This is a genomic window from Pseudomonas sp. efr-133-TYG-5, assembly GCF_030209175.1.
GTDB lineage: Bacteria > Pseudomonadota > Gammaproteobacteria > Pseudomonadales > Pseudomonadaceae > Aquipseudomonas.
The window spans coordinates 496,245-523,206 of record NZ_JARVSM010000004.1 but is presented as its reverse complement, the minus strand read 5'-3'; the positions used below and the strand labels follow the sequence as shown (position 1 = coordinate 523,206).

At 63.7% G+C, this 26,962-nt stretch carries 26 protein-coding genes; 15 read left to right on the top strand and 11 right to left on the bottom strand.

The annotated features are described in order from the left end of the window. Position 1: 1 nt before the first annotated feature. The gene (locus QRN70_RS17215) at positions 2-832 is read left to right on the top strand and encodes an AraC family transcriptional regulator (RefSeq protein WP_285419148.1); all 831 of its coding nucleotides are present in this window, start codon (positions 2-4) and stop codon (positions 830-832) included. A 4-nt stretch (positions 833-836) separates the two neighbouring features. Here QRN70_RS17215 and QRN70_RS17210 read toward each other — a convergent pair whose 3' ends face one another. Next, positions 837-1,691, bottom strand: a complete 855-nt coding sequence (locus QRN70_RS17210; RefSeq protein WP_285419147.1) for a sulfurtransferase — start codon at positions 1,689-1,691, stop codon at positions 837-839. Positions 1,692-1,717: 26 nt separating this feature from the next. Then, entirely contained in the window at positions 1,718-2,389 is a 672-nt protein-coding gene (locus tag QRN70_RS17205; protein ID WP_285419146.1) for a TetR/AcrR family transcriptional regulator, read from the bottom strand. A 146-nt stretch (positions 2,390-2,535) separates the two neighbouring features. On the opposite strand from QRN70_RS17205, the gene QRN70_RS17200 reads away from it, so the two are divergent. The 5 genes from QRN70_RS17200 (at position 2,536) to QRN70_RS17180 (ending at position 7,181) form a co-directional block, all read left to right on the top strand. Then, a complete protein-coding gene (locus tag QRN70_RS17200) occupies positions 2,536-3,966 on the top strand; it encodes a coniferyl aldehyde dehydrogenase (protein WP_285419145.1) in 1,431 nt (476 codons plus the stop codon). Positions 3,967-3,990: 24 nt separating this feature from the next. Further along, positions 3,991-4,536 (top strand): twin-arginine translocation pathway signal protein, encoded by a 546-nt coding sequence (locus tag QRN70_RS17195; RefSeq protein WP_285419144.1) that lies wholly within the window; start codon positions 3,991-3,993, stop codon positions 4,534-4,536. 51 nt (positions 4,537-4,587) lie between these two features. Further along, entirely contained in the window at positions 4,588-6,183 is a 1,596-nt protein-coding gene (locus QRN70_RS17190; RefSeq protein WP_285419143.1) for a GMC family oxidoreductase, read from the top strand. A gap of 115 nt (positions 6,184-6,298) precedes the next feature. Further along, entirely contained in the window at positions 6,299-6,778 is a 480-nt protein-coding gene (gene coaD, locus QRN70_RS17185; protein WP_003229157.1) for a pantetheine-phosphate adenylyltransferase, read from the top strand. Positions 6,779-6,929: 151 nt separating this feature from the next. Beyond that, positions 6,930-7,181, top strand: a complete 252-nt coding sequence (locus QRN70_RS17180; RefSeq protein ID WP_003195146.1) for a YfhL family 4Fe-4S dicluster ferredoxin — start codon at positions 6,930-6,932, stop codon at positions 7,179-7,181. Positions 7,182-7,264: 83 nt separating this feature from the next. Here QRN70_RS17180 and QRN70_RS17175 read toward each other — a convergent pair whose 3' ends face one another. From QRN70_RS17175 to QRN70_RS17165, 3 genes are all read right to left on the bottom strand, one after another. Continuing rightward, positions 7,265-7,588: a multidrug transporter gene (locus QRN70_RS17175; RefSeq protein WP_285419142.1), complete on the bottom strand. Its 324-nt coding sequence runs from the start codon at positions 7,586-7,588 to the stop codon at positions 7,265-7,267. A 70-nt stretch (positions 7,589-7,658) separates the two neighbouring features. Continuing rightward, the gene (gene mutM, locus QRN70_RS17170; protein ID WP_285419141.1) at positions 7,659-8,471 is read right to left on the bottom strand and encodes a bifunctional DNA-formamidopyrimidine glycosylase/DNA-(apurinic or apyrimidinic site) lyase; all 813 of its coding nucleotides are present in this window, start codon (positions 8,469-8,471) and stop codon (positions 7,659-7,661) included. Positions 8,472-8,483: 12 nt separating this feature from the next. Further along, complete coding sequence (locus QRN70_RS17165) at positions 8,484-9,296, bottom strand: HDOD domain-containing protein (RefSeq protein WP_285419370.1); 813 nt, start codon at positions 9,294-9,296, stop codon at positions 8,484-8,486. A 228-nt stretch (positions 9,297-9,524) separates the two neighbouring features. On the opposite strand from QRN70_RS17165, the gene QRN70_RS17160 reads away from it, so the two are divergent. From QRN70_RS17160 to ilvD, 6 genes are all read left to right on the top strand, one after another. Further along, the gene (locus QRN70_RS17160) at positions 9,525-10,064 is read left to right on the top strand and encodes a type 1 glutamine amidotransferase domain-containing protein (RefSeq protein WP_285419140.1); all 540 of its coding nucleotides are present in this window, start codon (positions 9,525-9,527) and stop codon (positions 10,062-10,064) included. Between the two features lie 172 nt (positions 10,065-10,236). Further along, the gene (locus QRN70_RS17155) at positions 10,237-11,433 is read left to right on the top strand and encodes a class I SAM-dependent rRNA methyltransferase (protein ID WP_285419139.1); all 1,197 of its coding nucleotides are present in this window, start codon (positions 10,237-10,239) and stop codon (positions 11,431-11,433) included. 439 nt (positions 11,434-11,872) lie between these two features. Then, entirely contained in the window at positions 11,873-12,943 is a 1,071-nt protein-coding gene (locus QRN70_RS17150) for a SagB family peptide dehydrogenase (protein WP_285419138.1), read from the top strand. Further along, positions 12,940-13,878 carry a diiron oxygenase gene (locus QRN70_RS17145; protein ID WP_285419137.1) on the top strand — a complete coding sequence of 313 codons (939 nt, stop codon included), beginning with the start codon at positions 12,940-12,942 and terminating at the stop codon, positions 13,876-13,878. Before QRN70_RS17150 ends, QRN70_RS17145 begins: the two co-directional genes overlap by 4 nt. Continuing rightward, the gene (locus QRN70_RS17140) at positions 13,871-15,103 is read left to right on the top strand and encodes an MFS transporter (RefSeq protein WP_285419136.1); all 1,233 of its coding nucleotides are present in this window, start codon (positions 13,871-13,873) and stop codon (positions 15,101-15,103) included. The genes QRN70_RS17145 and QRN70_RS17140 overlap by 8 nt, the downstream gene beginning before the upstream one ends. Positions 15,104-15,360: 257 nt before the next feature. Beyond that, positions 15,361-17,202, top strand: a complete 1,842-nt coding sequence (ilvD, locus tag QRN70_RS17135) for a dihydroxy-acid dehydratase (protein WP_011336405.1) — start codon at positions 15,361-15,363, stop codon at positions 17,200-17,202. 174 nt (positions 17,203-17,376) lie between these two features. Here ilvD and QRN70_RS17130 read toward each other — a convergent pair whose 3' ends face one another. Then, positions 17,377-18,432 (bottom strand): HAD family hydrolase, encoded by a 1,056-nt coding sequence (locus QRN70_RS17130; RefSeq protein ID WP_285419135.1) that lies wholly within the window; start codon positions 18,430-18,432, stop codon positions 17,377-17,379. 241 nt (positions 18,433-18,673) lie between these two features. On the opposite strand from QRN70_RS17130, the gene QRN70_RS17125 reads away from it, so the two are divergent. Continuing rightward, the gene (locus tag QRN70_RS17125) at positions 18,674-20,065 is read left to right on the top strand and encodes an L-cystine transporter (protein ID WP_285419134.1); all 1,392 of its coding nucleotides are present in this window, start codon (positions 18,674-18,676) and stop codon (positions 20,063-20,065) included. 89 nt (positions 20,066-20,154) lie between these two features. Here the strand turns inward: QRN70_RS17125 and QRN70_RS17120 are convergent, their stop codons facing one another. Beyond that, a complete protein-coding gene (locus tag QRN70_RS17120; protein WP_285419133.1) occupies positions 20,155-20,667 on the bottom strand; it encodes a dihydrofolate reductase in 513 nt (170 codons plus the stop codon). Between the two features lie 85 nt (positions 20,668-20,752). On the opposite strand from QRN70_RS17120, the gene QRN70_RS17115 reads away from it, so the two are divergent. Together QRN70_RS17115 and QRN70_RS17110 are read left to right on the top strand one after the other, a co-directional pair. Continuing rightward, complete coding sequence (locus QRN70_RS17115) at positions 20,753-22,126, top strand: DUF2868 domain-containing protein (RefSeq protein WP_285419132.1); 1,374 nt, start codon at positions 20,753-20,755, stop codon at positions 22,124-22,126. Further along, positions 22,119-23,504 carry a GTPase/DUF3482 domain-containing protein gene (locus QRN70_RS17110; protein WP_285419131.1) on the top strand — a complete coding sequence of 462 codons (1,386 nt, stop codon included), beginning with the start codon at positions 22,119-22,121 and terminating at the stop codon, positions 23,502-23,504. Before QRN70_RS17115 ends, QRN70_RS17110 begins: the two co-directional genes overlap by 8 nt. Here QRN70_RS17110 and QRN70_RS17105 read toward each other — a convergent pair. The 4 genes from QRN70_RS17105 to QRN70_RS17090 form a co-directional block, all read right to left on the bottom strand. Then, complete coding sequence (locus QRN70_RS17105; RefSeq protein ID WP_285419130.1) at positions 23,501-23,926, bottom strand: hypothetical protein; 426 nt, start codon at positions 23,924-23,926, stop codon at positions 23,501-23,503. The genes QRN70_RS17110 and QRN70_RS17105 overlap by 4 nt on opposite strands. 86 nt (positions 23,927-24,012) lie before the next feature. After that, positions 24,013-24,579, bottom strand: coding sequence for a phosphonate degradation HD-domain oxygenase (locus tag QRN70_RS17100; protein ID WP_285419129.1), 567 nt, complete (start codon positions 24,577-24,579; stop codon positions 24,013-24,015). Then, the gene (locus tag QRN70_RS17095; RefSeq protein WP_285419128.1) at positions 24,573-25,712 is read right to left on the bottom strand and encodes a TIGR03364 family FAD-dependent oxidoreductase; all 1,140 of its coding nucleotides are present in this window, start codon (positions 25,710-25,712) and stop codon (positions 24,573-24,575) included. The genes QRN70_RS17100 and QRN70_RS17095 overlap by 7 nt, the downstream gene beginning before the upstream one ends. 189 nt (positions 25,713-25,901) lie before the next feature. Further along, the gene (locus tag QRN70_RS17090) at positions 25,902-26,927 is read right to left on the bottom strand and encodes a putative 2-aminoethylphosphonate ABC transporter substrate-binding protein (RefSeq protein ID WP_285419127.1); all 1,026 of its coding nucleotides are present in this window, start codon (positions 26,925-26,927) and stop codon (positions 25,902-25,904) included. Positions 26,928-26,962: the final 35 nt, after the last annotated feature.

Here is a 26,962-nt window from a genome sequence, read left to right as displayed (position 1 = left end):
CATGAGCGACCAGGGCGAATCGATCCGCTTCTGGCAGACGGCGCCGCTGGCCGGGGTCGAATTGCTGGCGGCGCGCTACATCGAGCATCGCTTCGCCCCGCATGTCCACGACGGATACGTGATCGGCATGATCATGGCCGGTGCCCAGCGCTACCGCTATCGCGGCGCCGAGCACCTGGCGGGCAGCGGCACGCTGGTGCTGATCAACCCCGACGAACTGCACACCGGGCACAAGGGCACCGAGGACGGCTGGCAGTACCGAGCGTTTTATCCCGACACCGGGCAGATCGTCGGGCTGCTCGAGGAACTGGAATTGCCCACCGCGCCGCTGCCGGCGTTCGGCGCAACGCTGTACCGCGACCCCGACCTGGTCAACGGGTTCTGTCAGTTGCATCGCTTGCTGGAAAGCCCCGCCACCGCCCTGCAACAGCAGACGGTGTGGCGCGAGATGATGATGCTGCTGTTGCAGCGCCACGCGGCCGTGCAGATCAAGGGCAAACCGGGCAAGGAACACCGCGCGGTGCTGATGGCCAAGGAGCTGCTGCGGGCGCAACTGGCCGCGCCACCGTCGCTGGAGGAACTGGCGGCCGCGGTGAGCCTGTCGCCGTTCCACTTTGCCCGGGTGTTCCGGCGCGCCACCGGCATGCCGCCGCACACCTGGCTGATGCAGCAACGCATCGCCACCGCGCGCGGTCTGTTGCAGAGCGGTTGCCTGCCGGTGGAAGTGGCCATGCAACTGGGCTTTGCCGACCAGAGCCATCTGAGCCGGCAGTTCAAGCAGGTTTACGGCGTCGGGCCGGCGGCGTACCGCAATGCCCGCCTGAGCGAGTGACGGTTCACTCGCCGGTGGCGATGCCCCGCGCCGGCTCGTTGATCCACTCACTCCACGACCCGGCATACAGCGCACCCAACGGATAACCCGCCAGGCACAGGGCGAACAGGTTGTGGCAGGCCGTCACGCCGGAACCGCAGTAGGCCACCAGGTCCGCCGGCGAACGGGCGCCGAGCTTCGCCGCGAAGCGCTGCTTGAGCTGCTCGGCCGGGAGGAATCTGCCGTCGCTGCCGAGGTTGTCGGTGAACGCCGCGCACTGGGCGCCGGGAATGTGCCCGGCGATAGGGTCGATCGGTTCCACTTCGCCCTTGAAGCGCGGCAAGGCGCGGGCATCGAGCAAGGTCAGGGCCGGTTGGCCGAGACGCTGCTGCAGTTGCTCGGCGCTGAGCAGCAGGCTCATGTCCGGCTGGCCGCTGAAGGTGCCACGGGCCACGGCCGGCGGGTCCAGGCTCAACGGCAGCCCGGCCGTATGCCAGGCCTTGAGGCCGCCATCGAGGATGAACACCCCGTCGCGCTTGCCCAGCCACGCCAGCAGCCACCAGGCCCGCGCCGCGTAAGCACCAGGGCCGTCGTCATACAGCACCACGTCGCTGTCGGCGTTGATGCCGAAGGCTTGCAGGCGCTCGATCAGCGCCGCCGGCTCCGGCAGCGGATGCCGTCCGGTCACGCCCTTGATCAGCTTGCCACTGAGGTCGCGCTCCAGATCGGCGAAGCTCGCCCCGGCGATGTGCCCCTCGGCGTAGCTGCGCTGGCCGTAATCCGGATCTTCGAGGGCAAAGCGGCAATCGACAATCACCAGCCCCGGCTGCTCCTGGCGGGCATGCAGCGCCTGCGGGCTGATCAGTTGCGCAATCGGCATAACGGACGACTCCTGTAGGAAATGGATTAGGACCTTTCTTCGAGCGCCTGGGCCAGCGGCACATAGAACTCCTCGAACAAGGCGTTGACCGCATCGCGCGCCTGGTCGGTGACGAACCCGGCCTCCAGCACCAGCACCTGATACACGCCGCGTTTAATGGCCTGCTCGCTGAGGTGGTTGGAGTTCTCGCGGGTGGTGCACAGAAAGCGTACCCACGAGGTGAGGATGATCCAGGCGTTGAGGGTCAGGGATTCGATCTGCACGCGATCCATTTTCAGGATCCCGGCCGCGACGAAACCTTCGTAGATCGCCGCGCCCTGAATCACGCAGCGTTGGGAAAAGCGCCGGTAACGCCCGGCCAGATCCGGGTCGCTGTCGAGCAGGTGCTCGAGGTCGCGGTGCAGGAAACGGTAGCGCCACATCGCCGACAGCAGTTCCTTGAGATAGAAGCGCTTGTCTTCCACCGTCGCGGCACGCCCCTGGGGCGGCCGCAGGAAGCTGTCCACAAGGCTTTCGTACTCACTGAACAGCACGGCGATGATCGCCTGCTTGTTGGGGAAGTGGTAGTACAGATTGCCCGGAGAAATCTCCATGTGGGCGGCAATGTGATTGGTGCTGATGCTGCGCTCGCCCTGCTGATTGAACAGCTCTAGGCTGTTCTGCACGATGCGCTCGCTGGTTTTGATCCGTGGGGCCATGGCTTGAGCTTTAATTCAGAGTGCGTTGAGGGGCATCTTACGACCTATCCGGAAATGGAGAAAACCATCACGCGCAAGGAAGTCATTTGACTTTCTAGAGCATAGACTCTAAAAAGTTCCTCACAACGACAAATCCGGAGCCGCCGATGACTGCCGATATCGCCTACCTGCAAACGCTGCAACAGCCGTTGGAGGAGCTTGATCGGCTGTTCCAGGCGCAACGGGCCGCCTACGCCGCCAACCCGCTGCCGCCCGCTGCCCAGCGCCAGCAATGGCTCAAGGCCCTGGCCGATTTGTTGAGCAACGAACGCCAGGCTTTGATCGAGGCGATCAGCGCCGATTTCAGCCACCGCAGCGCCGACGAAACCCTGCTCGCCGAGCTGATGCCGAGCCTGCACGGCATCCATTACGCCAGCCGCCACCTCAAGCAATGGATGAAACCTTCGCGGCGCAAGGTCGGCATTGCGTTTCAGCCGGCATCGGCGAAAGTGGTGTACCAGCCGCTGGGCGTGGTCGGCGTCATCGTACCGTGGAACTACCCGTTGTTCCTGGCCATCGGGCCGCTGGTCGGTGCCCTGTCGGCAGGCAACCGGGTGATGCTCAAGCTCAGTGAATCGACCCCGGCCACCGGCCTGCTGCTCAAGCAACTGCTGGCGCGAATATTCCCCGAAGACCTGGTCTGCGTGGTGCTCGGCGAGGCCGACATCGGCGTTGCGTTTTCGCGCCTGCGCTTCGACCACCTGCTGTTCACCGGCGCCACCAGCATCGGCAGGCACGTGATGCGCGCGGCGGCGGAAAACCTCACCCCGGTGACCCTCGAACTGGGCGGCAAATCCCCGGCCATCGTCTCCCGTGACGTGCCGCTCAAGGACGCCGCCGAACGCATCGCCTTCGGCAAGACGCTGAACGCCGGGCAGACCTGCGTCGCCCCGGATTACGTGCTGGTGCCGGAAGACCGCGTCGGCGCCTTCGTCGAGGCCTATCGCCAGGCCGTGCGCGGGTTTTATCCAACACTCGCCGACAACCCGGACTACACCGCTATCATCAACGAGCGCCAACTGGCGCGGCTCAACGGCTATCTGAGCGACGCCACCAGCAAGGGCGCGCTGTTGATTCCGCTGTTCGACCAGGGCCAGGGCCGGCGCATGCCGCACAGCCTGTTGCTGAATGTCAGCGATGAAATGACGGTGATGCAGGACGAAATCTTCGGTCCGTTGCTGCCGATCGTGCCTTACCACGACCTGGATCAGGCATTTTCTTACATCAATCAGCGGCCACGTCCTCTGGCTCTTTACTACTTCGGCTACGACAAACGTGAACAGCAGCGCGTACTGGACGAAACCCATTCCGGCGGCGTGTGCCTCAACGACACGCTGCTGCATGTCGCCCAGGACGACCTGCCGTTTGGCGGCGTCGGGCCGTCGGGCATGGGTCATTACCATGGCCACGAAGGCTTCCTGACGTTCAGCAAGGCCAAGGGTGTATTGGTCAAGCAGCGCTTCAATGCGGCGAAACTGATCTATCCGCCATACGGCAAATCGATCCAGAAACTGATCCAGAAGCTGTTCATTCGTTAACGTCACCGCCGGGTAATAACAACAATGCACCCAAGCCTGACCGAAACACCTGCCCTGTCGCGCCGTGGCCTGCTGCAACTGAGCCTTGGCGCGACGGCGTTCCTCGCCACCGCCGGGCTCGGCGCCAGCCTCAGCGGCTGCTCGTCCAACGTGGCGGCCACTGGCTTCGCCACGTTGCGCAGCGCTGACCTGCTGTTTCTGCGGGCACTGATCCCGATCATGCTCGACGGTGCCGTCGCCAACGGGCAGATGCCTGCGGCGGTCGACGCCACGCTGCAGTCGCTGGATGCCAGCCTCGATCACCTGTCGCCGGAAATGCTCAAACTCACCCGCCAACTGTTCGATGTGCTGGGCATGGCCGTGACGCGCGGGCCGCTGACCGGTATCTGGGGCAGTTGGGAAAACGCCAGTGCCCAGGCCCTGCGCGACTTCCTCGCCCGCTGGCAGAACAGCTCGCTGAGCCTGTTGCGCATGGGTCACAGCTCCCTGCAGCAGATGGTGATGATGGCCTGGTACACCCGCGCCGAGTCCTGGGCCCATTGCGGCTACCCCGGCCCGCCGGCTGTTTAGGCACTGCCCGGCCCCGCCCTGCATCCCAAAATAATAAAGAGAAGCTGATCGATGCCCGTTCCCGACCTGTTCCGCGAAGGCCTCGCCCGTGGCTGGAAAACCTACAACGGCGCACAACTGAGCGACGACCTGACGCTGGAAGCGGACGTGGCGATCATCGGCAGCGGCGCCGGCGGCGGCACCACGGCGGAAATCCTCAGTGCCGCCGGCTACAAGGTGCTGCTGATCGAAGAAGGTCCGCTGAAGACCAGCAGCGATTTCAAACTGCTTGAAGCCGAGGCCTACAGCAGCCTCTACCAGGAAGGTATCGGGCGCATGAGCAAGGATGGCGCGATCACCATCCTCCAGGGCCGGGCGGTCGGCGGCACCACCCTGATCAACTGGACCTCGAGTTTCCGCACCCCACAGCCGACCCTCGAACACTGGGCTGCGGCACACAACGTCAAGGGCCACAGCCCGGCGGACATGGCGCCGTGGTTCGAAAAAATGGAGCAACGCCTCGGCGTGGCACCGTGGAGGGTTCCGCCCAACGCCAACAATGACGTGATCCGCAAAGGCTGCGAGCAGCTCGGCTACAGCTGGCACGTGATCCCGCGCAACGTGCGCGGCTGCTGGAACCTCGGCTATTGCGGCATGGGCTGCCCGACCAACGCCAAGCAATCGATGCTGGTCACGACCATTCCGGCGACCCTGGAAAAGGGCGGCGAACTGCTCTATCTGGCCCGCGCGGAAAAACTTGCGATCAGCGGCGACCAGGTGACCGGCCTGCACTGCGTGGCCATGGATGAGCGCTGCGTCGCGCCCACCGGACGGCGCATCACGGTCAAGGCGCGGCATTACGTGCTCGCGGGTGGCGGCATCAACAGCCCCGGCCTGCTGCTGCGCTCGGACGCGCCGGACCCGCACGGACGTTTGGGCAAACGCACCTTCCTGCACCTGGTCAACATGTCCGCGGCGCGCTTCGACGAGGTGATCAACCCGTTCTACGGCGCGCCGCAATCGATCTATTCGGATCACTTCCAATGGCAGGACGGCACCACGGGGCCGATGGCCTACAAACTCGAAGTGCCACCGCTGCACCCGGCGCTGGCGGCGACATTGCTCGGCGGTTTCGGCGAGCAGAACGCGCAGCACATGGCCGACCTGCCGCGCACCCACGCGATGCTGGCGCTGCTGCGCGACGGTTTTCATCCGGACAGCCCCGGCGGCAGCGTCGAACTGCGCGGCGACGGCTCGCCGGTGCTCGACTACCCGCTGTCGCCGTACACCTGGGACGGGTTGCGCCGGGCGTTCCACAGCATGGCCGAGATCCAGTTCGCCGGCGGTGCCCGGGCCGTGATGCCGATGCACGCCGACGCACGCTACGTGAACAGTCTGCGCGAGGCGCGCGCTCTGATCGACGGGCTGAGCCTGGAGCTGTATCGCACCCGGCTCGGCAGCGCCCACGTCATGGGCGGCTGCGCGATGGGCGAAGATGCGCAAAGCGCCGTCACCGACAGCCTCGGCCGCCATCATCAACTGCGTAACCTGTCGATTCACGACGGTTCGCTGTTCCCCACCAGCATCGGCGCCAACCCGCAATTGTCGGTCTACGGTCTGACGGCGCAACTGGCGACAGCCCTTGGCGAACGCTTGAGAAACCCGTGAAAAAGCCGAATATTCCCACCGTGCCTAGTGCTTTCTTAGCGAAAAGGCGACTTGGCCGACCGGGACGGCTGCGATACCATCCGACTCCCCAACGGATTCCCGCCAGGACGACGCGATGAACCGAGTGTTGTACCCAGGTACCTTCGACCCTATTACCAAGGGCCATGGCGATCTGGTCGAACGCGCCTCGCGCCTGTTCGATCACGTGATCATCGCCGTCGCCGCCAGCCCCAAGAAAAATCCGCTGTTCCCTCTGGAACAACGGGTCGAGCTGGCCCGCGAGGTCACCAAGCACCTGCCCAACGTGGAAGTGGTCGGCTTCTCGACGCTGCTGGCGCACTTTGCCAAAGAGCAGAACGCCAATGTGTTCCTGCGTGGCCTGCGCGCGGTGTCGGACTTCGAATACGAATTCCAGCTGGCCAACATGAACCGCCAGCTGGCGCCGGATGTGGAAAGCCTGTTCCTCACCCCGTCCGAGCGCTATTCGTTCATTTCCTCGACCCTGGTCCGGGAAATCGCCGCGCTGGGCGGTGATATCAGCAAGTTCGTCCACCCGGCGGTGGCCGACGCCCTGACCCTGCGTTTCAAGAAGTAGGCGCTGCCGCAGACTGCGAGCGTCTTGCAGCCACCACGCAAGGCGCCCCGGCAGCAGTTGATCGCGCCCGCGTGCACTGCGGGCGCCAATGCGGCACAATTGCGCGCATTGATTTATAGCGCCCGGGCCTGCCGCCCCGGCTGGAGTTAGCATGTCCCTGATCATCACCGACGATTGCATCAACTGCGACGTCTGCGAACCCGAGTGCCCGAACGCCGCCATTTCCCAAGGCGAAGAGATCTACGTGATCGACCCGAACCTGTGCACCCAGTGCGTCGGCCACTACGACGAGCCGCAGTGCCAGCAGGTCTGCCCGGTGGATTGCATTCCCCTGGACGAAGCCCATCCGGAAACTGAAGAACAGTTGATGGAGAAGTACCGCAAGATCACCGGCAAGGCCTGATCCGGCAACAGATCGCAGCCTGCGCCAGCGCCTGCATGGGGTCGACGACCTCGGCAGGCGCTGGCGCAGGCTGTTTTCGAGCCTCACTCACGCTGCTCGAACCCTTCCCCCGTGCATCCCAGGCAGCGCACGAAGGCCGCCTTCGCCGGTTCGACCACCAACGCCTGCCCCGCCTCGCCAACACCGCCACCCAACGCGGTAAACGGCAACGACACGACAAACGCCCCCGCCCCGATCACCGTCGCCACCACCAATAACGGTCGGGCAATCAGCAGATCGCCGAGCATGGCGTAAGCCGGTGGGTTCTGGATGGTGTAGCGCGGATCACCGCTGCCGCTTTCCGTGGCCTGGACGACCAGGCTGGCGCTCAGCAGCAGGGCGAGGACGAGGACTTGCAGGGATTTCATGGCACGATCCTTCGGGCTGAACAGTGAGACAACTCACTATAGACCGTAGGACCTTTTCAACCGCTTCGCCTCAGGTCTGGCAGCGCGGGCAGAAGACACTGGCCCGCTGACCGAGCTTCACTTCACGCAGGCCGGTGCCGCAGACCTTGCAGTTTTCCCCGCCGCGGCCGTACACGAACAGCTCCTGCTGGAAATACCCCGGCTGGCCGTCGCCGCCGATGAAGTCACGCAACGTGGTGCCGCCGCGCTCGATGGCCGCGGCGAGGATGCGTTTGATCTCGATCGCCAGTTTCAGATAACGCCCGCGGGAAATGCCCCCGGCCTCACGGCGCGGATCGATGCCGGCGGCGAACAGTGCCTCGGTGGCGTAGATGTTGCCGACGCCCACCACCACCGCGTTGTCCATGATGAACGGCTTGACCGCCATCGAGCGGCCGCGGGACAGCTGGAACAGCCGCTCGCCGTCGAACAGGTCGGTCAACGGCTCCGGTCCCAGGCGAATCAGCAAGTCGTGATTGAGCGGGTCGTTGCTCCAGAGCATCGCGCCGAAGCGGCGCGGATCGGTGTAGCGCAGGGCCAGCCCGGATTCCAGTTCGATATCGACGTGCTCGTGCTTGAGCGCCGGCAGCCCGACTTCCACCAGGCGCAGATTGCCCGACATGCCCAGATGACTGATCAGTGTGCCGGCTTCGGCGTTGATCAGCAGGTACTTGGCGCGTCGCTCGACCAGCACGATGCGCTGCCCGGACAGGCGCACATCGAGGTCTTCGGGGATCGGCCAGCGCAGGCGCCGGTCGCGGACGATCACCCGACTGACGCGCTGGCCTTCCAGATGCGGGGCGATGCCGCGACGGGTGGTTTCGACTTCCGGCAATTCAGGCATGGGGGTCTCGAATCAATGCGCGCCGAGGTCGCGAATGGTCTGCTTCAGGGTTTCGAAGTCGTAGTCCGACAGGCCGACGTAATCCAGCACGATCGGGCCGATGGCGTTCCACTCGAAGTCTTCGCTCTGATTGCCGAGGACCCGGTACGAAGCGCAGATGTGCTCGGCCATTTTCAGAATCGCCAGCAGGTTTTTCAGCTGGCTGTTGCGCGACGATTCGTCGCTGAAGATCGCCAGGGCGTTGTGGTGGTTGGCAATCGCCGCACTGACGTGTTCCGGCAGGCGCCAGGACTTGGCGGTGTAGTAACCGACCACGGCATGGTTGGTGTTGAACTCGCTGTTTTCGGTATCGACCACTCGGCATTCGGCGCTGGCATTGGCGTAGGCCGTTTCCAGCACCGACATGTAGTTGGGAAAACGCTGCAGCATCAACGGCACGCCGCAATCGTGGAACAGGCCCAGGGCATAGGCTTCGTCGCCGGCCTGCGTGCCGATGCGCTTGGCCAGGGTCAGGCAGGTCATCGCCACATCCTGGGCGGTGTCCCAGAAACGGTTGAGGGTGACGATGGTGTCGTCGTTCATCTCGCCCTTGATCGACTGCGCGTTGATCAGGTTGATGATCGAACGGCTGCCCAGCAGGTTCACGGCGCGCTGGATCGAGGTGATCTTGTTGCTCAGGCCGTAATACGGCGAATTGACGATCTTCAGCAGCGAGCCGGACAGGCCGGGATCCTGGGAGATCAGCTTGGCGATCACCTCCAGGTCCGGGTCGGGCATGTACTGCTCCATCTGCAGATCCACCATGATCTGCGGCTGCGCCGGCACGCTGATGCCTTGCAGGGACTGTTGAATCTGTTCGGTGGTCAGCTCTTGGGACATAAGTACACACTCTGGGACAGGCGGCGATTCTAACCTCTAAAAACCGCAGGACGACACACCGGTGGGCAATTGTCAGGAACTTTCATTCACGCTCTGGCTTCGGAATCTGTAGTGCCCACGGGATCGCTCGAGTCCCGTGCGGCGGCAAACTCCCACAGACTCAGGAGCTTATCGATGGCTACTTCCCTCAACGGCAAACGCGTCGCCATTTTGGTAACAGACGGTTTCGAACAGGTCGAATTGACCGGTCCCAAGCAAGCACTGGAGCAGGCCGGCGCCCAGGTCGACATCCTTTCCGCCGAGGCCGGCAAGGTCAAAGGCTGGAACCACGACAAGCCGGCGGACGACTTCCAGGTCGACCAGACTTTTCAAGGTGCCAGCAGCGAGCAGTACGACGCGATCGTCCTGCCGGGCGGTGTACAGAACTCCGACACCATTCGCATCGACCAGGACGCTCAGCACCTGGTCAAGACCGCCACGTCCGCCGGCAAACCGGTTGCGGTGATCTGCCATGGCGGCTGGTTGCTGATTTCCGCCGGACTGGTCAACGGCAAGACCATGACCAGCTACAAGACCCTCAAGGATGACCTGGTGAATGCCGGGGCCAACTGGGTCGATAAAGAAGTGGTCAAGGACGGCCACCTGATCAGCAGCCGTCAGCCGGATGACATCCCGGCGTTCAACAAGGAACTGATCAACGCGCTGTCGGAGTAGCACTCAAGCGTGCCTTCGCCACAGGCGCGCTCCCGCATTGATCTTGTGCCAGACACAAATCCTCGGTGGGAGCGAGCCTGCTCGCGAAGGCGTCACCAGCGTTTCATCGCTCGGCAATCCCGGCACCCGCGCCAACACGGTATACTCCCGCTCTTTTTTTCGGAGCGACGTCATGTCCCTGCCTAGCCTGCGCCTCAAAGCCAACGCCGACCGTCGCCTGCGCGCCGGTCACCTGTGGGTCTACAGCAACGAAATCGATGTCGCTGCGACCCCGCTGCACGGCTTCCAGGCCGGCGACCAGGCCATCCTCGAAGCTGCCGGCGGCAAGCCGCTGGGCATCGTTGCCATGAGCCCGAACAACCTGATCTGCGCCCGCCTGCTGTCGCGCGACATCAAGGTGCAACTGGACAAGTCGCTGCTGGTGCATCGCCTGAACGTCGCCCTGTCGCTGCGCGAGCGCCTGTTCGACAAGCCGTTCTATCGCCTGGTCTACGGTGACTCCGACCTGTTGCCGGGTCTGGTGGTCGACCGTTTCGGCGACATCGTGGTGGTGCAGATCGCTTCGGCGACCATGGAAGCGCACAGGGACGACGTGATCGCCGCCCTGACCCAGGTGCTCAAGCCAAGCGGCATTCTGTTCAAGAACGACTCCGCCGCGCGTGATGCCGAAGGCCTCAACCGCTACGTCGAAACCGTGTTCGGCCTGGTGCCGGAGTGGGTGGCGCTGGAAGAGAACGGGGTGAAATTCGAGGCGCCGGTCATCCAGGGCCAGAAAACCGGCTGGTTCTACGACCACCGCATGAACCGCGCACGCCTGGCCCCTTACGCCAAGGGCAAGCGCGTCCTCGACCTGTACAGCTACATCGGCGGCTGGGGCGTGCAGGCTGCCGCGTTCGGCGCCAGCGAAGTATTTTGCGTCGATGCCTCGGGCTTCGCCCTCGACGGCGTGGAACGCAATGCCGCGCTGAACGGCGTGGCGGACAAGATGACCTGCATCGAAGGCGACGTCTTCGAAGCCCTGAAGGAACTCAAGGCCAGCGAAGAGCGTTTCGACGTGATCGTCGCCGATCCGCCGGCGTTCATCAAACGCAAGAAAGACATGAAGAACGGCGAAGGCGCCTACCGTCGCCTCAACGAGCAAGCCATGCGCCTGCTCAACAAGGACGGCATCCTGGTCAGCGCTTCGTGCTCCATGCACCTGCCGGAAGACGACCTGCAGAACATCCTGCTGACCAGCGCCCGCCACCTGGATCGCAACATCCAGCTGCTGGAACGTGGCGCCCAGGGCCCGGATCACCCGGTACACCCGGCGATCGCCGAAACCCGCTACATCAAGAGCATCACCTGCCGCCTGCTGCCCAACAGCTGATTGATGGCGTATCACGAGGAGCCCCAGGGCTCCTCGTCTGTTTCCCCCCTCCCCGTATCTCCTCGTTGTTTTCGCACAGAACCTACATTTTCTTCGCAAGAAAACGTGGGAAGTTTCTCTATATATTCCATATAGCAAATTAAAACTTACAAGATACTTCCAAGCAAAAGATCACTCCGACAAAATTACTGGAATATTCCTACTCAATATCCCCTTGCCATTAACTTATTACAAACTATGATTAAGTTGTCACCACGAGGTGACTTCCAAAATCAATGAACAAGGAGTTCATACAATGAAAGCAGTTACTCTGGAAACCCACAAAATCGCCAACCTTGCTTTTCTGGTTGCCCCGAAGGCCCGCTAAGTAAATGAAGACGCCGGGAAGTGCCGGCCTCCCGGCGTCTTTTTCCAGTTGCCTGCAGAGACTGATGCCCTCATGCATATAAATCCTTACTTGTTCATATTGCCACGCTCGCCGGACCAGATTGTCTGGAACTATAAAAACCACACGCAATATCAACTTGATCCTGAATACGCCAGGCGCCTGGCACAACTTATTGAAAACCCGAACTACTTCGACAAAAACAACACAATCGATGCACAACTTGCAACGGCGGAAATATTAACTTGCTCGAAGATTGAAACACCGGACTGGGGCTGGGACGAACTGTCGAAGATCTTTCACATCGGCACCCGGGACATCCCCTTCGAGTCGCCCCCGCAATCCGTTGAAGACTGGTCGCGACAATACCTGCAACATTGCGACGAAGTGCTGACCACGGCCGCGCCCGAGAGCAGGCGCTCAACGACCACCGAACACATCCGGCTGCCGGCTGCCGGCGTGCTGAAGCACGACATGCTGGCCAGCGCCCTGCTGCGCCGCAAGACCTGCCGCAGCTTCACCGACAGCCCCCTGGCACTCGGCGACGTCAGCACCTTGCTGTACCTGTCCCTGGGCTACCTGCACGAGCGCGACGCGGATCGCGACGACAGCATCGCCCCAGGGCTTGGCGCACGGCGCAGCAGCCCCTCGGGTGGCGGGCTGAACGCCTGCGAAGGCTTCGTGCTGGTGCAGAACGTCGCTGGCCTGGCGCCCGGCCTCTATGCCTATCACCCGGCCGAACACAGCCTGAGCCCGGTCGGTCCGTTGCCGGATGTCGCGCTCGGCCAAATGCTCTGCGGCCAGCACTTCATCAACAACCTGCCGCTGGGGCTGTTCATCACCGCACGCTTCGACCGGCTCTGGTGGAAATACCCGCATTCACGCGCCTATCGCATGGCGCTGGTGGAAGCCGGGCATGTCTCCCAGACCTTCCAGCTGGTCGCCACGGCGCTGGGGCTGCGCACCTGGCTGACCGGGGCGTTGGCCGACAGCCAGGTCGAGGCACTCCTGCAGCTTCAGGACAGTGCCGAAGAGCCATTGTTTTTTGTCGGATGCGGCGAAAGCGACGGCCAGGCAATGTGCCGGGAGATGCACGATCTGCTGCGCGAGCAGCGTCAGTCATGAGCGCGCCGTCATTCACCCTCGGCGACTGGAACCGCCGCGCGGCGGTGCGTACCAGCAACCACGACTACCGGTTGCCGGAAGACCTGTTGCAGCAACTGCAAACCCGCCACTGGTTCCCGCCGGCCTTCCTGCCCTACCTCGCCCATCCGGCCATCGCCGCGGCAGGCCGCGAGGTCCAGCATCGGCTGAGCGCCAATCATCTGGTGCATTTCCTCGACTACACCACGTTGCTCGAGCACCGCATCGTCAATCGTGCGGTGGAAGTCATCGTTCATGGCGAACTGCCGGCCCGTGTCATGCCGCAGATGAAAACCGCCGCACTCCAGCTCTACACGGACGAGGGCTATCACGCCCTGTTTTCCTGCCTGCTCGCCGAGCAGGTCGCCAGCTTCTATGGCATCACCGGGCGACCGCGAATGCCGCGACGGATCACCCGCCTGAATGCTTTGATTGCCCGCACCGGCGAGGAACACCGGGCGCTGGCCTGGTTCGTGGTCGGTTTCGTTTCGGAAACCATCATTGCCCGGGAACTGCTCGAGGTGTGTCGCGACGGTCTGGTGTGCAGCGTCAGTGACATGCTGCGCGACCACCTCAGTGACGAGGCCCGCCACAGCCGTTACTTCGCCGCCGTGTTCCGCTACCTGTGGCAGCGCCTGGACAGCCGCCGGCAAACCTTTGTCGCAGGCGCCTTGCTGGAAATCATCGGGATCTTCTTCGAAGTCGATGAGCAGTGGCTGCAACAGAGCCTGCGCGAGGCCGGGATTGCCGACCGCGATGTGGCAGACATTGTCGGCGGCATGGCCACGGCCAAGGCCAACCGGGCCAGGGCGCGCAGCGGCGCGATTGCCACGCTGCAAGCGCTGCGCGAGGCCGGCTTCTTTGCTTGCGAACAGAATCGCACGCTGTTTACCAGGGCAGGACTGATCGATGGATGACGGACAATCTGCAGTAAGCCCGCGCCAGCGGCGCGCAGCTGTGAGCCTGTTGCTGGCGATGGTATTGCTCGGCGTGTTTCCCCTGGACGTGCTGCTGCCCTCGTTTCCGGCACTGGCCGAACACTTTCGCAGCGCCCCGCAGGACATTGCGTTGTCGATCAGCCTGTTCGCCATCGGCATCGCGTTCGCGCAACTGCTGATCGGGCCGCTCTCCGACGTGATCGGGCGAAAAGGCCTGCTGCTCGCGGGCATGGCGGTGTCGATGCTGGGGGCGCTCGGCTGCACCCTGACCGACGACTACAACCTGTTTCTGGCCTTGCGCCTGTTGCAGGCAGTGGGTTGCGGCTGCTTTGTGCTGTCGCAGGCGCTGGTTCAGGACCTGTTCGAGGGGGTGGAGCGCGACCGCTTGCGCATTCTGATGGTGACCGCGACGGGGATCTTCATTTCGCTGTCGCCACTGGCCGGCACCTTTCTGCAAGCCACCCTCGGCTGGCGCGGCAGTTTCTGGGTGTTCACCGCACTGGCTGCCGCGGTGCTGATCAAGGCCTGGTTGTTTCTGGAAAACCCACCTCGAGCCCCGCGCAACGCGCCCCTCAACTTCTTCAAAGCGTATCGCCGGGTGCTGGGGGATTTCGAGTTCGTCGGCTACTGGCTGATTTCCGCGTTTGCATTTGCCTGCCACTTCTCGTTCATCGTCATCTCGCCGCTGATCTTCATGGATCAACTGCAACTGTCGGCCTCCGAGTTCTCGCTGATCCTGCTGGTCTACGGGGCGGCCTATATCGTTGGTGGCATTGCCGCCGCACTGTTGAGCCGGCGCATCAGCTGCGCGCAACAGATCATTGCCGGGTTGAGCCTGATCCTGCTGGCGGGGCTGGTGATGCTACTGCTCTCGCAGCACTTCGCGCTCACGCCTGCCACGGTGCTGGTGCCGATGCTGATCTGCACCGCCGGCACCACCATTGCGCGCCCGGCCGCCACCTCGCGGGCCATGGACCTGTTCCCGGAAAATGCCGGCACGGCGGCCTCGGCCGGCAGCACGATCATCTTCATCTGCGGTGGCTTGATCAGCGCGCTGATCAGCCTGGGCCCGAGCAACCTGCAAGCGACCCTCGGTTACTGTTTTGTCCTGCTCAGTTGCATTGCGCTGGCGTTGAACAAGCGCATCGGCCAGCGCGCCAGAGTGCTTGCCGCCAGCGCCATCACCCCTTCAGGGAGTGATTGAGCCTGCCGGTCGTCATCCCGCACGCTCCGTCAGCACTGCAACAACGCTTTGCGCCATTCCCTCCTGACGCCAGCGGTGTAGAATCGCCAGATTCATCGCCATTCATCCCCGGCGGGTTTATGAGCTCAGGCTGAGGCTAGCGGCGATCCCGCAACGCCATCGGCAACATCCGGACACACGGCCATTTCTGAGTGTTCCAGACGTCAATAGAAGCTCACTTCCCTTTTGATACCTGATTAGCCGCCCGGAGTGCTCCAATGCCTGATTACCGTTCGAAAACATCCACCCACGGCCGCAACATGGCCGGCGCCCGCGCACTGTGGCGCGCCACCGGGATGAAGGATGACGACTTCAAGAAGCCGATCATCGCCATTGCCAACTCCTTTACCCAGTTCGTGCCGGGCCACGTGCACCTCAAGGACCTCGGCCAGTTGGTGGCCCGCGAGATCGAACGCGCCGGTGGCGTGGCCAAGGAATTCAACACCATCGCTGTCGACGACGGCATCGCCATGGGCCACGACGGCATGCTCTATTCGCTGCCGAGCCGCGAGATCATCGCCGACTCCGTCGAATACATGGTCAACGCCCACTGCGCCGACGCCATCGTCTGTATCTCCAACTGCGACAAGATCACTCCGGGCATGCTGATGGCCGCCCTGCGCCTGAACATTCCGGTGATCTTCGTTTCCGGCGGCCCGATGGAAGCCGGCAAGACCAAACTGGCCAGCCACGGCCTCGATTTGGTCGATGCCATGGTCATCGCCGCCGACTCCAGCGCTTCTGACGAGAAGGTTGCCGAGTACGAGCGCAGCGCCTGCCCGACCTGCGGTTCGTGCTCCGGCATGTTCACCGCCAACTCGATGAACTGCCTGACCGAAGCCCTCGGCCTGGCCTTGCCGGGCAACGGTTCGACCCTGGCCACCCACAGCGACCGCGAGCAGCTGTTCCTGCAGGCCGGCCGCACCATCGTCGAGCTGTGCAAGCGTTATTACGGCGAGAACGACGAATCGGTGCTGCCGCGCAACATCGCCAACTTCAAGGCGTTCGAAAACGCCATGATGCTCGACATCGCCATGGGCGGCTCGACCAACACCATCCTGCACTTGCTGGCCGCCGCCCAGGAGGCGGAGATCGATTTCGACCTGCGTGACATTGATCGTCTGTCGCGCAAGGTGCCGCAACTGTGCAAGGTCGCGCCGAACATCCAGAAGTACCACATGGAAGACGTGCACCGCGCCGGCGGCATCTTCAGCATCCTCGGTTCGCTGGCCCGTGGCGGCCTGCTGCACACCGACCTGCCGACCGTGCACAGCCGCAGCATGGAAGAAGCCATCGCCAAGTGGGACATCACCCAGACCGATGACGAAGCCGTGCATCACTTCTTCAAGGCCGGTCCGGCCGGCATCCCGACGCAGACCGCGTTCAGCCAGTCGACCCGCTGGGAAACCCTCGACGACGACCGTGAAAACGGCTGCATCCGCAGCTTCGAGCACGCCTATTCGAAAGAAGGCGGCCTCGCCGTGCTGTACGGCAACATCGCTCTCGATGGCTGCGTGGTGAAAACCGCCGGGGTCGACGAGTCGATTCACGTCTTCGAAGGCAATGCGAAGATCTTCGAAAGCCAGGACAGCGCGGTGCGCGGCATCCTCGCCGACGAAGTGAAGGAAGGCGACATCGTCATCATTCGCTACGAAGGCCCGAAAGGCGGCCCGGGCATGCAGGAAATGCTCTACCCGACCTCGTACCTCAAGTCCAAGGGCCTGGGCAAAGCCTGTGCGCTGCTCACCGACGGGCGTTTCTCCGGCGGCACGTCCGGCCTGTCCATCGGTCACGCCTCTCCAGAGGCAGCGGCCGGCGGCGCGATCGGTCTGGTGCAGGATGGCGACAAGGTGCTGATCGACATTCCGAACCGTTCGATCAACCTGTTGATCAGCGACGAAGAACTGGCCGCGCGCCGGGTCGAGCAGGACAAGAAAGGCTGGAAACCGGTCGAGCAGCGTCCACGCAAAGTCACCACCGCACTCAAGGCCTACGCCCTGCTGGCGACCAGCGCCGACAAGGGCGCGGTACGCAACAAGGCAATGCTCGACGGGCTGTAGGTTTTAGCCGTCGAATAAAAATGCCCCGCCAAGTGCGGGGCATTTTTTTGCCTGATCGAATCAATGGGTGAGCATGGGGCCCCATCGCTGGCAAGCCAGCTCCCACAGGGATTTAAGGTGTTTTCACCTTGGACACTGTGGGAACTGGCGTGCAGCGATGGGAGCGACACGGTCTTACTGAATTTCCTCGGGTTTGACGATCACCCAGTTCTTGTCCGCCGTCACCGGCAGCCCTTCCTTGGCCTGCGCCGCGGCGTGCTTGGCCATCATGCCGTTGAGCTGGGTCATGTACTTGTCCTTGCGGTTGACCCACAGGTGGATGCCGCCCTTCGCCACGTCGACATCGTGGAACAACATATAGCCGTCGCTGCTCGGGGTGTCGCCACCGACCAGCACCGGTTTTTTCCACTCGTCGATGTAGGTCAGGATCGCGGCGTGCTTGCCGGCCATCCAGGTCGCCGGGGTCCACAGGTACGGCGTCAGTTCGAGGCCAAGGTTGGCCTTCTCGTCATACTTGCCGGCGCTGATCTGCTTGCGCGCGGTGGTCAGCTCGCCGGTTTCGCGGTTCTTCAGCAACGTCGTCACGCCGATCACGTTCTGCGGTTTGACGTTGTAGCCGTACTTCGGATCGGCGGCGACCATGCGCACCAGTTCCTCGGAGGCGGCGGTCATCACGTAGACCTCGATGCCGTTCTCCATCAGCTTGTTGTACAACTCGGCCTGGCCGGTGAAGACTTTCGGCGGCTGTACGTCGAGGTTCTTCACCACGTCGCCTTCGTAATAAGTCGCCGGCACCGGTTTGCCCGAGGCCATCAACTCATCGACGTAGCCCTTGAGCTCCTTGAGCGTGAAGCCGGAGAACACCTGCGCCACCCACGGGTAGCAGACCATGTCATCGACTTCGCAGAGGCGGTAGTAGTAGCTGAACAGGCTTTCCTTGTGGTCGGCGGTGTCCTTGAACGGCATCAGTTTCAGCGAGGGATCGAGTTTGTCGCGGGTAATCAGGCCCTTGTTCTCCATGAACGGCAGCAGCGACTCTTCGAGGTCATAGCGGTAACTGGTGTTGTCCATGTCGAACACCGCGTAGTTACCCTTGTTGGCGTTGGCCGCGATCATCGCGTCCAGGGCTTTGGCCTGATCGGCCGGCCAGTGTTTCAGGTCAGTGGCGAAAACCTGGCCCGCCAGGCCCAGACACAGTGCTGCGGCCAAACATTTCGGTGCGAATTTCATCGACGCCTTCTCCCCGGATTGAAAGTCTCGACGCTAACAAATATGTGTGACAGTTCCCGTCTGTCAGCGACCGCGTGCGTCCACATTGCGCCAGCTGCATCCCCGAGAACGACATGCGCTTATTCCAAAAACGACGGACGCCCTGCGATTTCGGTATTAAATCATTGCAAATCAAGCTGTTAGGCTTGCCGGTTCGCAGCAGCCCCGGAAGGCTGTTGGCAAAGTCTTTCCTGGAGATCTCATGAATCTGCCGCTGATCCTCAATCTGCTGGTATTCCTCGCCCTGCTGTTCGGTCTGGCACAAACCCGCCATACCTCGTGGAGCCTGGCGAAAAAAGTCCTGCTCGCGCTGGTGCTCGGCGTGGCATTCGGCGTTGCCCTGCACACCGTCTACGGTGCCGGCAACCCGGTCCTCAAGGCCTCGATCGGCTGGTTCGATCTGGTCGGCAACGGCTACGTGCAGCTGCTGCAAATGATCGTCATCCCACTGGTCTTCGCATCGATCCTCAGCGCCGTGGCCCGTCTGCACAACGCCTCGTCGCTGGGCAAGATCAGTTTCCTGACCATCGGCACACTGCTGTTCACCACCGCGATTGCGGCGCTGATCGGCATCGGCCTGACCAACCTGTTCGGCCTCACCGCCGAAGGCCTGGTCGCCGGCACCCAGGAAATGGCGCGCCTGCAGACCATCCAGAACGATTACGCCGGCAAGGTCGCCGACCTCAACGTGCCGCAACTGTTGCTGTCGTTCATTCCGCAGAACCCGTTCGCCGACCTGGCCCGTGCCAAGCCGACCTCGATCATCAGCGTGGTGATCTTCGCGGCGTTCCTCGGTATCGCGGCGCTGCAACTGCTCAAGGATGACGTCGAGAAAGGTCAGAAAGTGATCAACGCCATCGACACCCTGCAAGCCTGGGTCATGCGCCTGGTGCGTCTGGTGATGAAGCTGACCCCGTACGGTGTGCTGGCGCTGATGAGCAAAGTGGTGGCCGGTTCCAACCTGCAGGACATCATCAAGCTCGGCAGTTTCGTCGTGGTCTCGTACCTCGGCCTGGGCCTGATGTTCGTGGTGCACGGCCTGCTGGTATCGGCGGCCGGGATCAATCCGCTGCGCTTCTTCCGCAAGATCTGGCCGGTGCTGACCTTCGCCTTCACCAGCCGCTCCAGCGCGGCGAGCATTCCGCTGAGCATCGAGGCGCAGACCCGACGCCTGGGCATTCCGCAGTCGATTGCCAGCTTCGCCGCCTCGTTCGGCGCGACCATCGGCCAGAACGGTTGCGCCGGCCTGTACCCGGCAATGTTGGCGGTGATGGTTGCGCCGACCGTGGGCATCAACCCGCTGGATCCGCTGTGGATCGCGACACTGGTGGCGATTGTGACCCTGAGTTCGGCCGGTGTGGCCGGCGTGGGGGGTGGCGCGACATTTGCCGCGCTGATCGTGCTGCCGGCAATGGGCTTGCCGGTGTCTCTGGTGGCGTTGCTGATTTCCGTCGAGCCGCTGATCGACATGGGTCGTACGGCGTTGAACGTGAGTGGTTCGATCACTGCCGGTGCGATCACCAGCCAGGCGATGCAGCAGACCGACAAGGCGCTGCTGGAGGCCGATGAGCATGCGCAGCTGGCTCAGGCCTAAGCTTTGCAGCGCCTGAGCGAATCTCTTCGCGAGCAGGCTCGCTCCCATATCGCTGATCGTTCCCACGCTGCTGCGTGGGAACGATCGAGCTAGACCCGCTCCCAGACTTCGAAGTTGTACGCCGGTTTGTCGCCCTCGGCCGGATTCGGCAGGTTCGACACCCGCTTCCACTGAGTCGAATCGAACGGCGGAAAACACGCATCGCCTTCCGGGCTCAACGCCACGCGAGTCAGGTACAGACGATCCGCCTGCGCCAGCCCCTGCGCATACAGCTGCGCGCCGCCAATCAGCATGACCTCATCGACGCCCTGCGCCTGCGCCCATTCCTCGGCGCGGACCACGGCCGCCTCCAGCGACGGATAGACTTCCGCGCCCTCCAGCACCAGGTCGGCCTGACGGCTGACCACGATGTTCAGACGCCCGGGCAGCGGACGACCGAGCGAATCCCAGGTCTTGCGGCCCATGATGATCGGCTTGCCGAGGGTCGTGGCCTTGAAGTATTTGAAATCCCCCGGCAGGTGCCAGGGCATGCTGTTGTCGACGCCGATCACGCGGTTTTCACCGAGGGCTGCGATCAGGCTTAAGGGGAGTGATTTAGTCATGCCGGCGAGGATACCAGAGCCTCGCTTGACCCGATAAGCGCCACAGCGGTTATGCTCACGGCTCAATCAAGCAACGGGATGCCGCGTGACTGAACTGACTCCACTGCAAAACCTCTGGCTGACCGAAACCGTGCGCCTGCGCGAAGAACACGCCGGCCCGCTGGACGATCTGGAAGCCAACCGTCTGGCCCGCGCCGCTGGCGGCGATCTGCCCGGCCGTATTCAACGCCGGGCGCTGTGGCTGGCCGAACGGGATGGGTTGCGCGCCGCACTGCAGCACTGGCTGCAAGGCGCACGCCTGGCGCTGGTGCTGCTGGTGATCCTCGCGCTGGTGAGCGGCGCCGGCCTGGCCTGCGCCGCACTGGGCCAGGCCCCGGTCAATGTGTTCTGGGCCCTGGGCAGTCTGCTCGGGCTGAATCTGATTCTGCTGCTGAGCTGGGCGCTGGGGCTGCTCTTCGCCGGCGAACAGGGTGCCACCCTCGGCCGTCTCTGGCTGTGGCTCAGCGAGAAACTCGCCCGCGACGCCAAGGCGGCGCAACTGGCGCCGGCCCTGCTCTTGATGCTGCAAGGCAAGAAACTCAATCGCTGGGCGCTCGGCACGCTGGTCAATGGCCTGTGGCTGCTGGCCATGCTCAGCGCGTTGCTGGTGCTGCTGATGCTGATGGCGACCCGGCGCTACGGCTTCGTCTGGGAAACCACGATCCTCGGTGCCGACACCTTCATCACCATGACCCAGGCCCTCGGCGCCTTGCCGGCGCTGCTCGGCTTCAACGTACCGACCGCGGAGATGATCCGCGCCAGCGGCGACACCGCGCTGAACATCGAAAGTGCGCGCCAGACCTGGGCCACCTGGCTGGTCGGCGTGCTGGTGGTGTACGGCGTGCTGCCGCGCCTGCTGCTGGCGCTGGTGTGCTTCTGGCGCTGGAACAGCGGCAAAGCGGCGTTGCGCCTGGACCTGAACCTGCCCGGCTACGCGCAACTGCGCGAACGCCTGATGCCGACCAGCGAACGCCTGGGCGTGACCGACCCCGAGCCTGCGCAATTGCACCGCGTCGAAAGCGCCGTGGGCGAACACGCCAGCGAGGGCGCGTTGCTCGTGGCCATCGAACTCGACGATCAACACGCATGGCCACCAGCGCTGCCGAAAAACGTCAGCAACGCCGGCATCCTCGACAGTCGTGAATCGCGCAACAAACTGCTCGAACAACTCAGCCGCTTTCCCCCTGCGCGCCTGGCCATCGCCTGCGATCCACGGCGCTCGCCGGATCGCGGCAGCCTCGCGCTGATCGCCGAACTGGCGCGCAATGCCGCGGCCACCCGCGTCTGGCTGCTGCAGGCGCCCGCCGGGCAAGCGCTGGACGCCGCGCGCCTCGGCGACTGGCACTTGGCGCTGCAACAGCTGGAACTGCCCTTCGCCGATTGCGCGCCGTTGAACTGGCTGGAGAGCGGTCATGACTGAAGCCTGGAAAGCACCGCTGAAACTGGCGGTGGTCGGCCACACCAACGTCGGCAAGACCTCGTTGCTGCGCACCCTGACCCGCGACGTCGGCTTCGGCGAAGTGTCCCATCGGCCGAGCACCACGCGCCATGTCGAAGGTGCGCGGCTGTCGGTGGACGGCGAGCCGTTACTGGATCTCTACGACACGCCGGGCCTGGAAGACGCCATTGCCCTGCTGGATTTCCTCGAGCGCCTCGAACGCCCCGGCGAACGCCTGGACGGCCCGGCGCGGTTGGCGCGTTTCCTTGACGGCAGCGAGGCGCGCCAGCGCTTCGAACAGGAAGCCAAGGTGCTGCGTCAATTGCTCGACTCCGACGCCGGCCTGTATGTGATCGACGCGCGGGAACCGGTACTGGCCAAGTACCGCGATGAACTGGAAGTGCTGGCCAGTTGCGGCAAACCGCTGCTGCCGGTGCTGAATTTCGTCAGCAGCGCCAACCACCGCGAGCCGGACTGGCGTGAGGCGCTGGCGCGGCTTGGCCTGCATGCGCTGGTGCGGTTCGACAGCGTCGCGCCGCCCGAGGATGGCGAACGACGGCTGTACGAGAGCCTGGCCCTGCTGCTGGAAAATGCCCGGCCGCAACTGGAGCGGTTGATCGCCGATCAACAGGCCCAGCGCCTGGCCCGCGAGCAGAGTGCCGCGCGGCTGATTGCCGAGTTGCTGATCGACTGCGCGGCCTGTCGGCGCAGTGTGGTCAGTGACGCCGAGCAGGAGCGACAGGCGATCAGCGCCTTGCGCCAAGCGGTGCGCCAGCGTGAGCAACGCTGCGTCGAGGCGCTGCTCAAGCTCTACGCCTTTCGCCCACAGGACGCCGCCGCCAGCGATTTGCCCCTGCTCGACGGGCGCTGGGGCGACGACCTGTTCAACCCGGAAACCCTCAAGCAACTCGGCGTGCGCGTCGGCGGTGGCATCGCTGCCGGTGCAGCGGCCGGGGCCGGGGTGGATCTGCTGGTGGGCGGCATCACCCTCGGCGCGGCAGCACTGGCCGGGGCGATTGCCGGCGGCGCCCTGCAAACCGCACGCAGTTATGGCAATCGCCTGCTCGGCAAGCTCAAGGGGCAACGCGAACTGACCGTCGACGACAACGTGTTGCGCCTGCTGGCGCTGCGTCAGCGGCAACTGCTGCGGGCGCTCAACGCCCGCGGCCATGCGGCACTGCAGAGCATTGTGCTCGCCACCCCGCAGGACAAGACCTGGCGCGAAGGCAAGCTGCCCGAGGCCCTGCACATCGCCCGTGCCCACCCGCAATGGTCGTCGCTCAACCCGCAGCCGAAGCTGAGCCAGGCCCAGCGTCAGGAGCAGATCGAGGCGTTGGTGGCCACGGTGCTGGAACTCTAGCGCCAGCCGAGCTTGAGGAACTGTTTGACCAGCGCCGTGACGCGACTGCGATCCGTGCGGTTGGCCCGGCCGTCGTTGTCGATGTCCGAAACCAGAATCACCTCGAAGCCGCCATCGTTGTCCAGATCATGCACGGCGGCTTTGTAGGCGATGGTGTCGCCCTCGTGGAAATGCAGCCTGACCGACTCCGGCGTTCCGTCGCCGCGCGGATTCAGCGAAAACATTCGTAGATGCCGGGCCTCGCTGCCTGCGGCGTTGAACCAGGCGCATTTCAAATAGGTCTTGCTGAAACTGCGCAGCTGCGCCTCCTCCCGCGCCGTGGCGGTGCGCCACATCTGGTCGCCCTGATGAAAACGCAGCTGCACGCTGTCCGCTACGCCGGTGCCCAGTCGATCCTGGGCAATCACCTGTAAATAGCGCATCCCTGCACTCCTTCGGCAAAAACCCAGTCTGGATCGCGGCGGGCGGCGCGCGCCATGCGCGTTTTCGGCGAAGGACGTAGGAACGCTCAGCAGGCTTCGCGGGAAAGCAAATCGAGGGCCTTTTGCTTCAACCGTTGCAGATCGATCAGCGGCACGGCCATTTGCTTCGCCTGCTCGTCCCAATGACGCATGCGCAGGCTCACCGCGCACAAAGGATCCTGTTCGAACGCCTCGGCCTCGGCGGCGCTCATCACCCCGCCCTGATAATCCAGGGTGCGTCGGCTCGCTTCGCTCAAACGCTCGAAGTACCCCGGCTGCCTGAGTGTCAGGTAGCGCTTGGCCTGGACGTGGTATTCCACCAGACGCGCCAGGCGTTCACTGAAGCCGGCCTGGCGCAGGTAATCCGCGCCCAGGCGTTCATGGCTGACCACGCCATAACCGCCCATGTTCTGCGCACCCTCGGCACACAAATGGCCGATGTCGTGGAAAAACGCGGCGAGCACCACTTCGTCGTCGAAGCCCTCGGCCATGGCCAGCTCGGCCGCCTGCGACATGTGCTCGATCTGCGACACCGGCTCGCCGATGTAATCGCTGGCACCGAAGCGCTCATACAGGCCGAACACCCGCTCGATGACTTGCTCCTGACTCACCATCGGTTCTCTCCAAAAAGCTGCGCGACATTGCGCTCGGCCATGGCCGGGCCGACACTCATGCCGACCCCGGTGTGCATCAGCGCCACGCTCAGTCCCGGCGCCGGTTGCAGCCAGGAAAACGGCCCGGGCCCGCGCGATCCATAGACACCCTGCCAGCGCTCGACCACCTGCACCTTGCAGCCCAGCGTGTGCTCGGCCAGCTCGAGCATCCAGGTGTCGACCTGCTCGGCGTTGAACGGCGACGGATCACTGCCGTAATGGTGCGAATCGCCGATGATCAGCTCGCCATACGGCGTCGGGCTGATCAGCAGGTGAATGCCGTTGTCGTGCAGGTGCGGCTGCTCGCGCAGGATCTGCGCCTGCACCGCTGCGGCTTGCGGCAAATCGGCGAAGGCGCCGTAGTGCACGCAGCTCAAACCGGTGAGCAACGCGTGCTGCAGATTCAGCTCGATCTGCGGTTTAGCACGGAGCATTTGCAGGCGGCAGATCTGCGGTTCGAGCGCAGCAATCGGCTCGGCCAGCAACGTCTGATAGTCGTGGCCGGAGCAGACGATGATCTGCTTCGCCGTGAAACGACCGGCGGTGCTGTGCAGACGCCCCGGCTCGACATCGCGCACCAGCGTCGAAAAGTGAAACTCGACACCCAGGTCGCGGCGCAGATAGTCGATCAGCGCCGGAATCGCTTCGCGCGAGTACAACTGTTGATCGTCCATGCCGTGCAATGCCGCGCGGTGGTGGCTGAACTGACCGTGATACAGATCGCGCAATGCGCCGCCGCGCAGCAGCTGGATGTTGTAACCGTGTTCCACGGCGCGGCCGTTGCAGAAGGCTTCCAGCAGGTGTTCTTCGGCTTCCGTGCGGGCGAACAGGTACGAGCCGTTGCGCTTGAGCTGCAGGCCGGCGAGTCGTGCCCAGTCGCCCCAGATGTCGCGGCTGGCCTTGGCCAGTTCGAGCATCGGGCCTGGCGGCTGGCCGGTGACCAGCGCCTGGCCGAAGTTGCGCACCGAGGCGCCGAGTGGCGTGGCGCTGCGCTCGAATACGCTGACCTTGAGGCCGCGTCTGGCGGCGGCGTAGGCGTGGGACAGGCCGAGGATGCCGGCGCCGACGATCAGCAGGTCTTTGTGGTGTGTCATTTGGAAGTGCTCTGAATGAGAGGCCGCTTTCGCGAGCAGGCTCGCTCCCACAGGGGATTTTTTGTGTCCACAGCATTCGTGTTCACAGAAGATCCAGTGTGTCGGCCCCCACAGAGAGTTGTGCGTTGAACACGATCCTATGTGGGAGCGAGCCTGCTCGCGAAGGGGCCCTGTCAGTCGATAAAGATCTTACTTGGCAGCGACTTTCTCGGACTTGCCGTCATAGCGCTTGCGCCATTCGCTGAGGATCTCGTCGCGGTTCTTCGAGGCCCAGGCAAAGTCGTTCTTGATCAGGCGCTGCTCGTAGTCGGCCGGCAGTTCGGTCTGCGGCTTGGCGATGCCCGGCTGGGCGAGAACCGCGAAGTTTTCCTTGTACAGGTCCATCGCCTCGGCGCTGGCGGAGAAGTCGGCGAGTTTCTTCGCCGCGTCTTCGTGCGGGGTGCCCTTGATCACCGCAGTCGCTTCGATCTCCCAGCCCAGGCCCTCCTTCGGCAGGATGATGTCGAGCGGCGCGCCCTGGCGCTTGAGCTGCACGGCCGGGTATTCGAAGGAAATGCCGATCGGGAACTCACCGGCCGCCGCCAGTTTGCACGGTTTGGAACCGGAGTGAACGTACTGGCCGATGTTCTGGTGCAGACCGTCCATGTAGGCCCAGCCCTGCTTCTCGCCGAAGGTTTGCAGCCAGGCGCTGACGTCGAGGAAACCGGTGCCGGACGAAGCCGGGTTGGGCATGACGATCTTGCCCTTGTACTCAGGCTTGGTCAGGTCTTGCCAGCTGACGGGTTTGCTCAGGCCCTGCTTCTCGGCTTCGACGGTGTTGAAGCAGATGGTGGCGGCCCACACGTCCATGCCGACCCAGGCTGGCGGGTTGGCGGCGTCGCGGTAGTTGGCGCCGATCTTGCCCAGATCCTTCGGCGCGTAGCTTTGCAGCATGCCTTGCTGGTCGAGGATCGCCAGGCTCGAAGCCGCCAGCCCCCAGACTGCATCAGCCTGCGGACGCGCCTTCTCGGCCAGCAGCTTGGCGGTGATGATCCCGGTGGAATCGCGTACCCACTTGATTTCGACGTCCGGGTTGGCCTTCTCGAATGCGGCCTTGTAGGCGGTCAGTTGCTCGGCTTCGAGGGCGGTGTACACCGTCAACTCGGTTTTCGCCGCGAAGGCATTCAGGCTGAAAGTAGCGAGCACAGCAGCGGCCAGGGCCATAGGCTTGAACATGATCGTTTTCCTGTAGGTGAGTTGAGGCGCTAGGG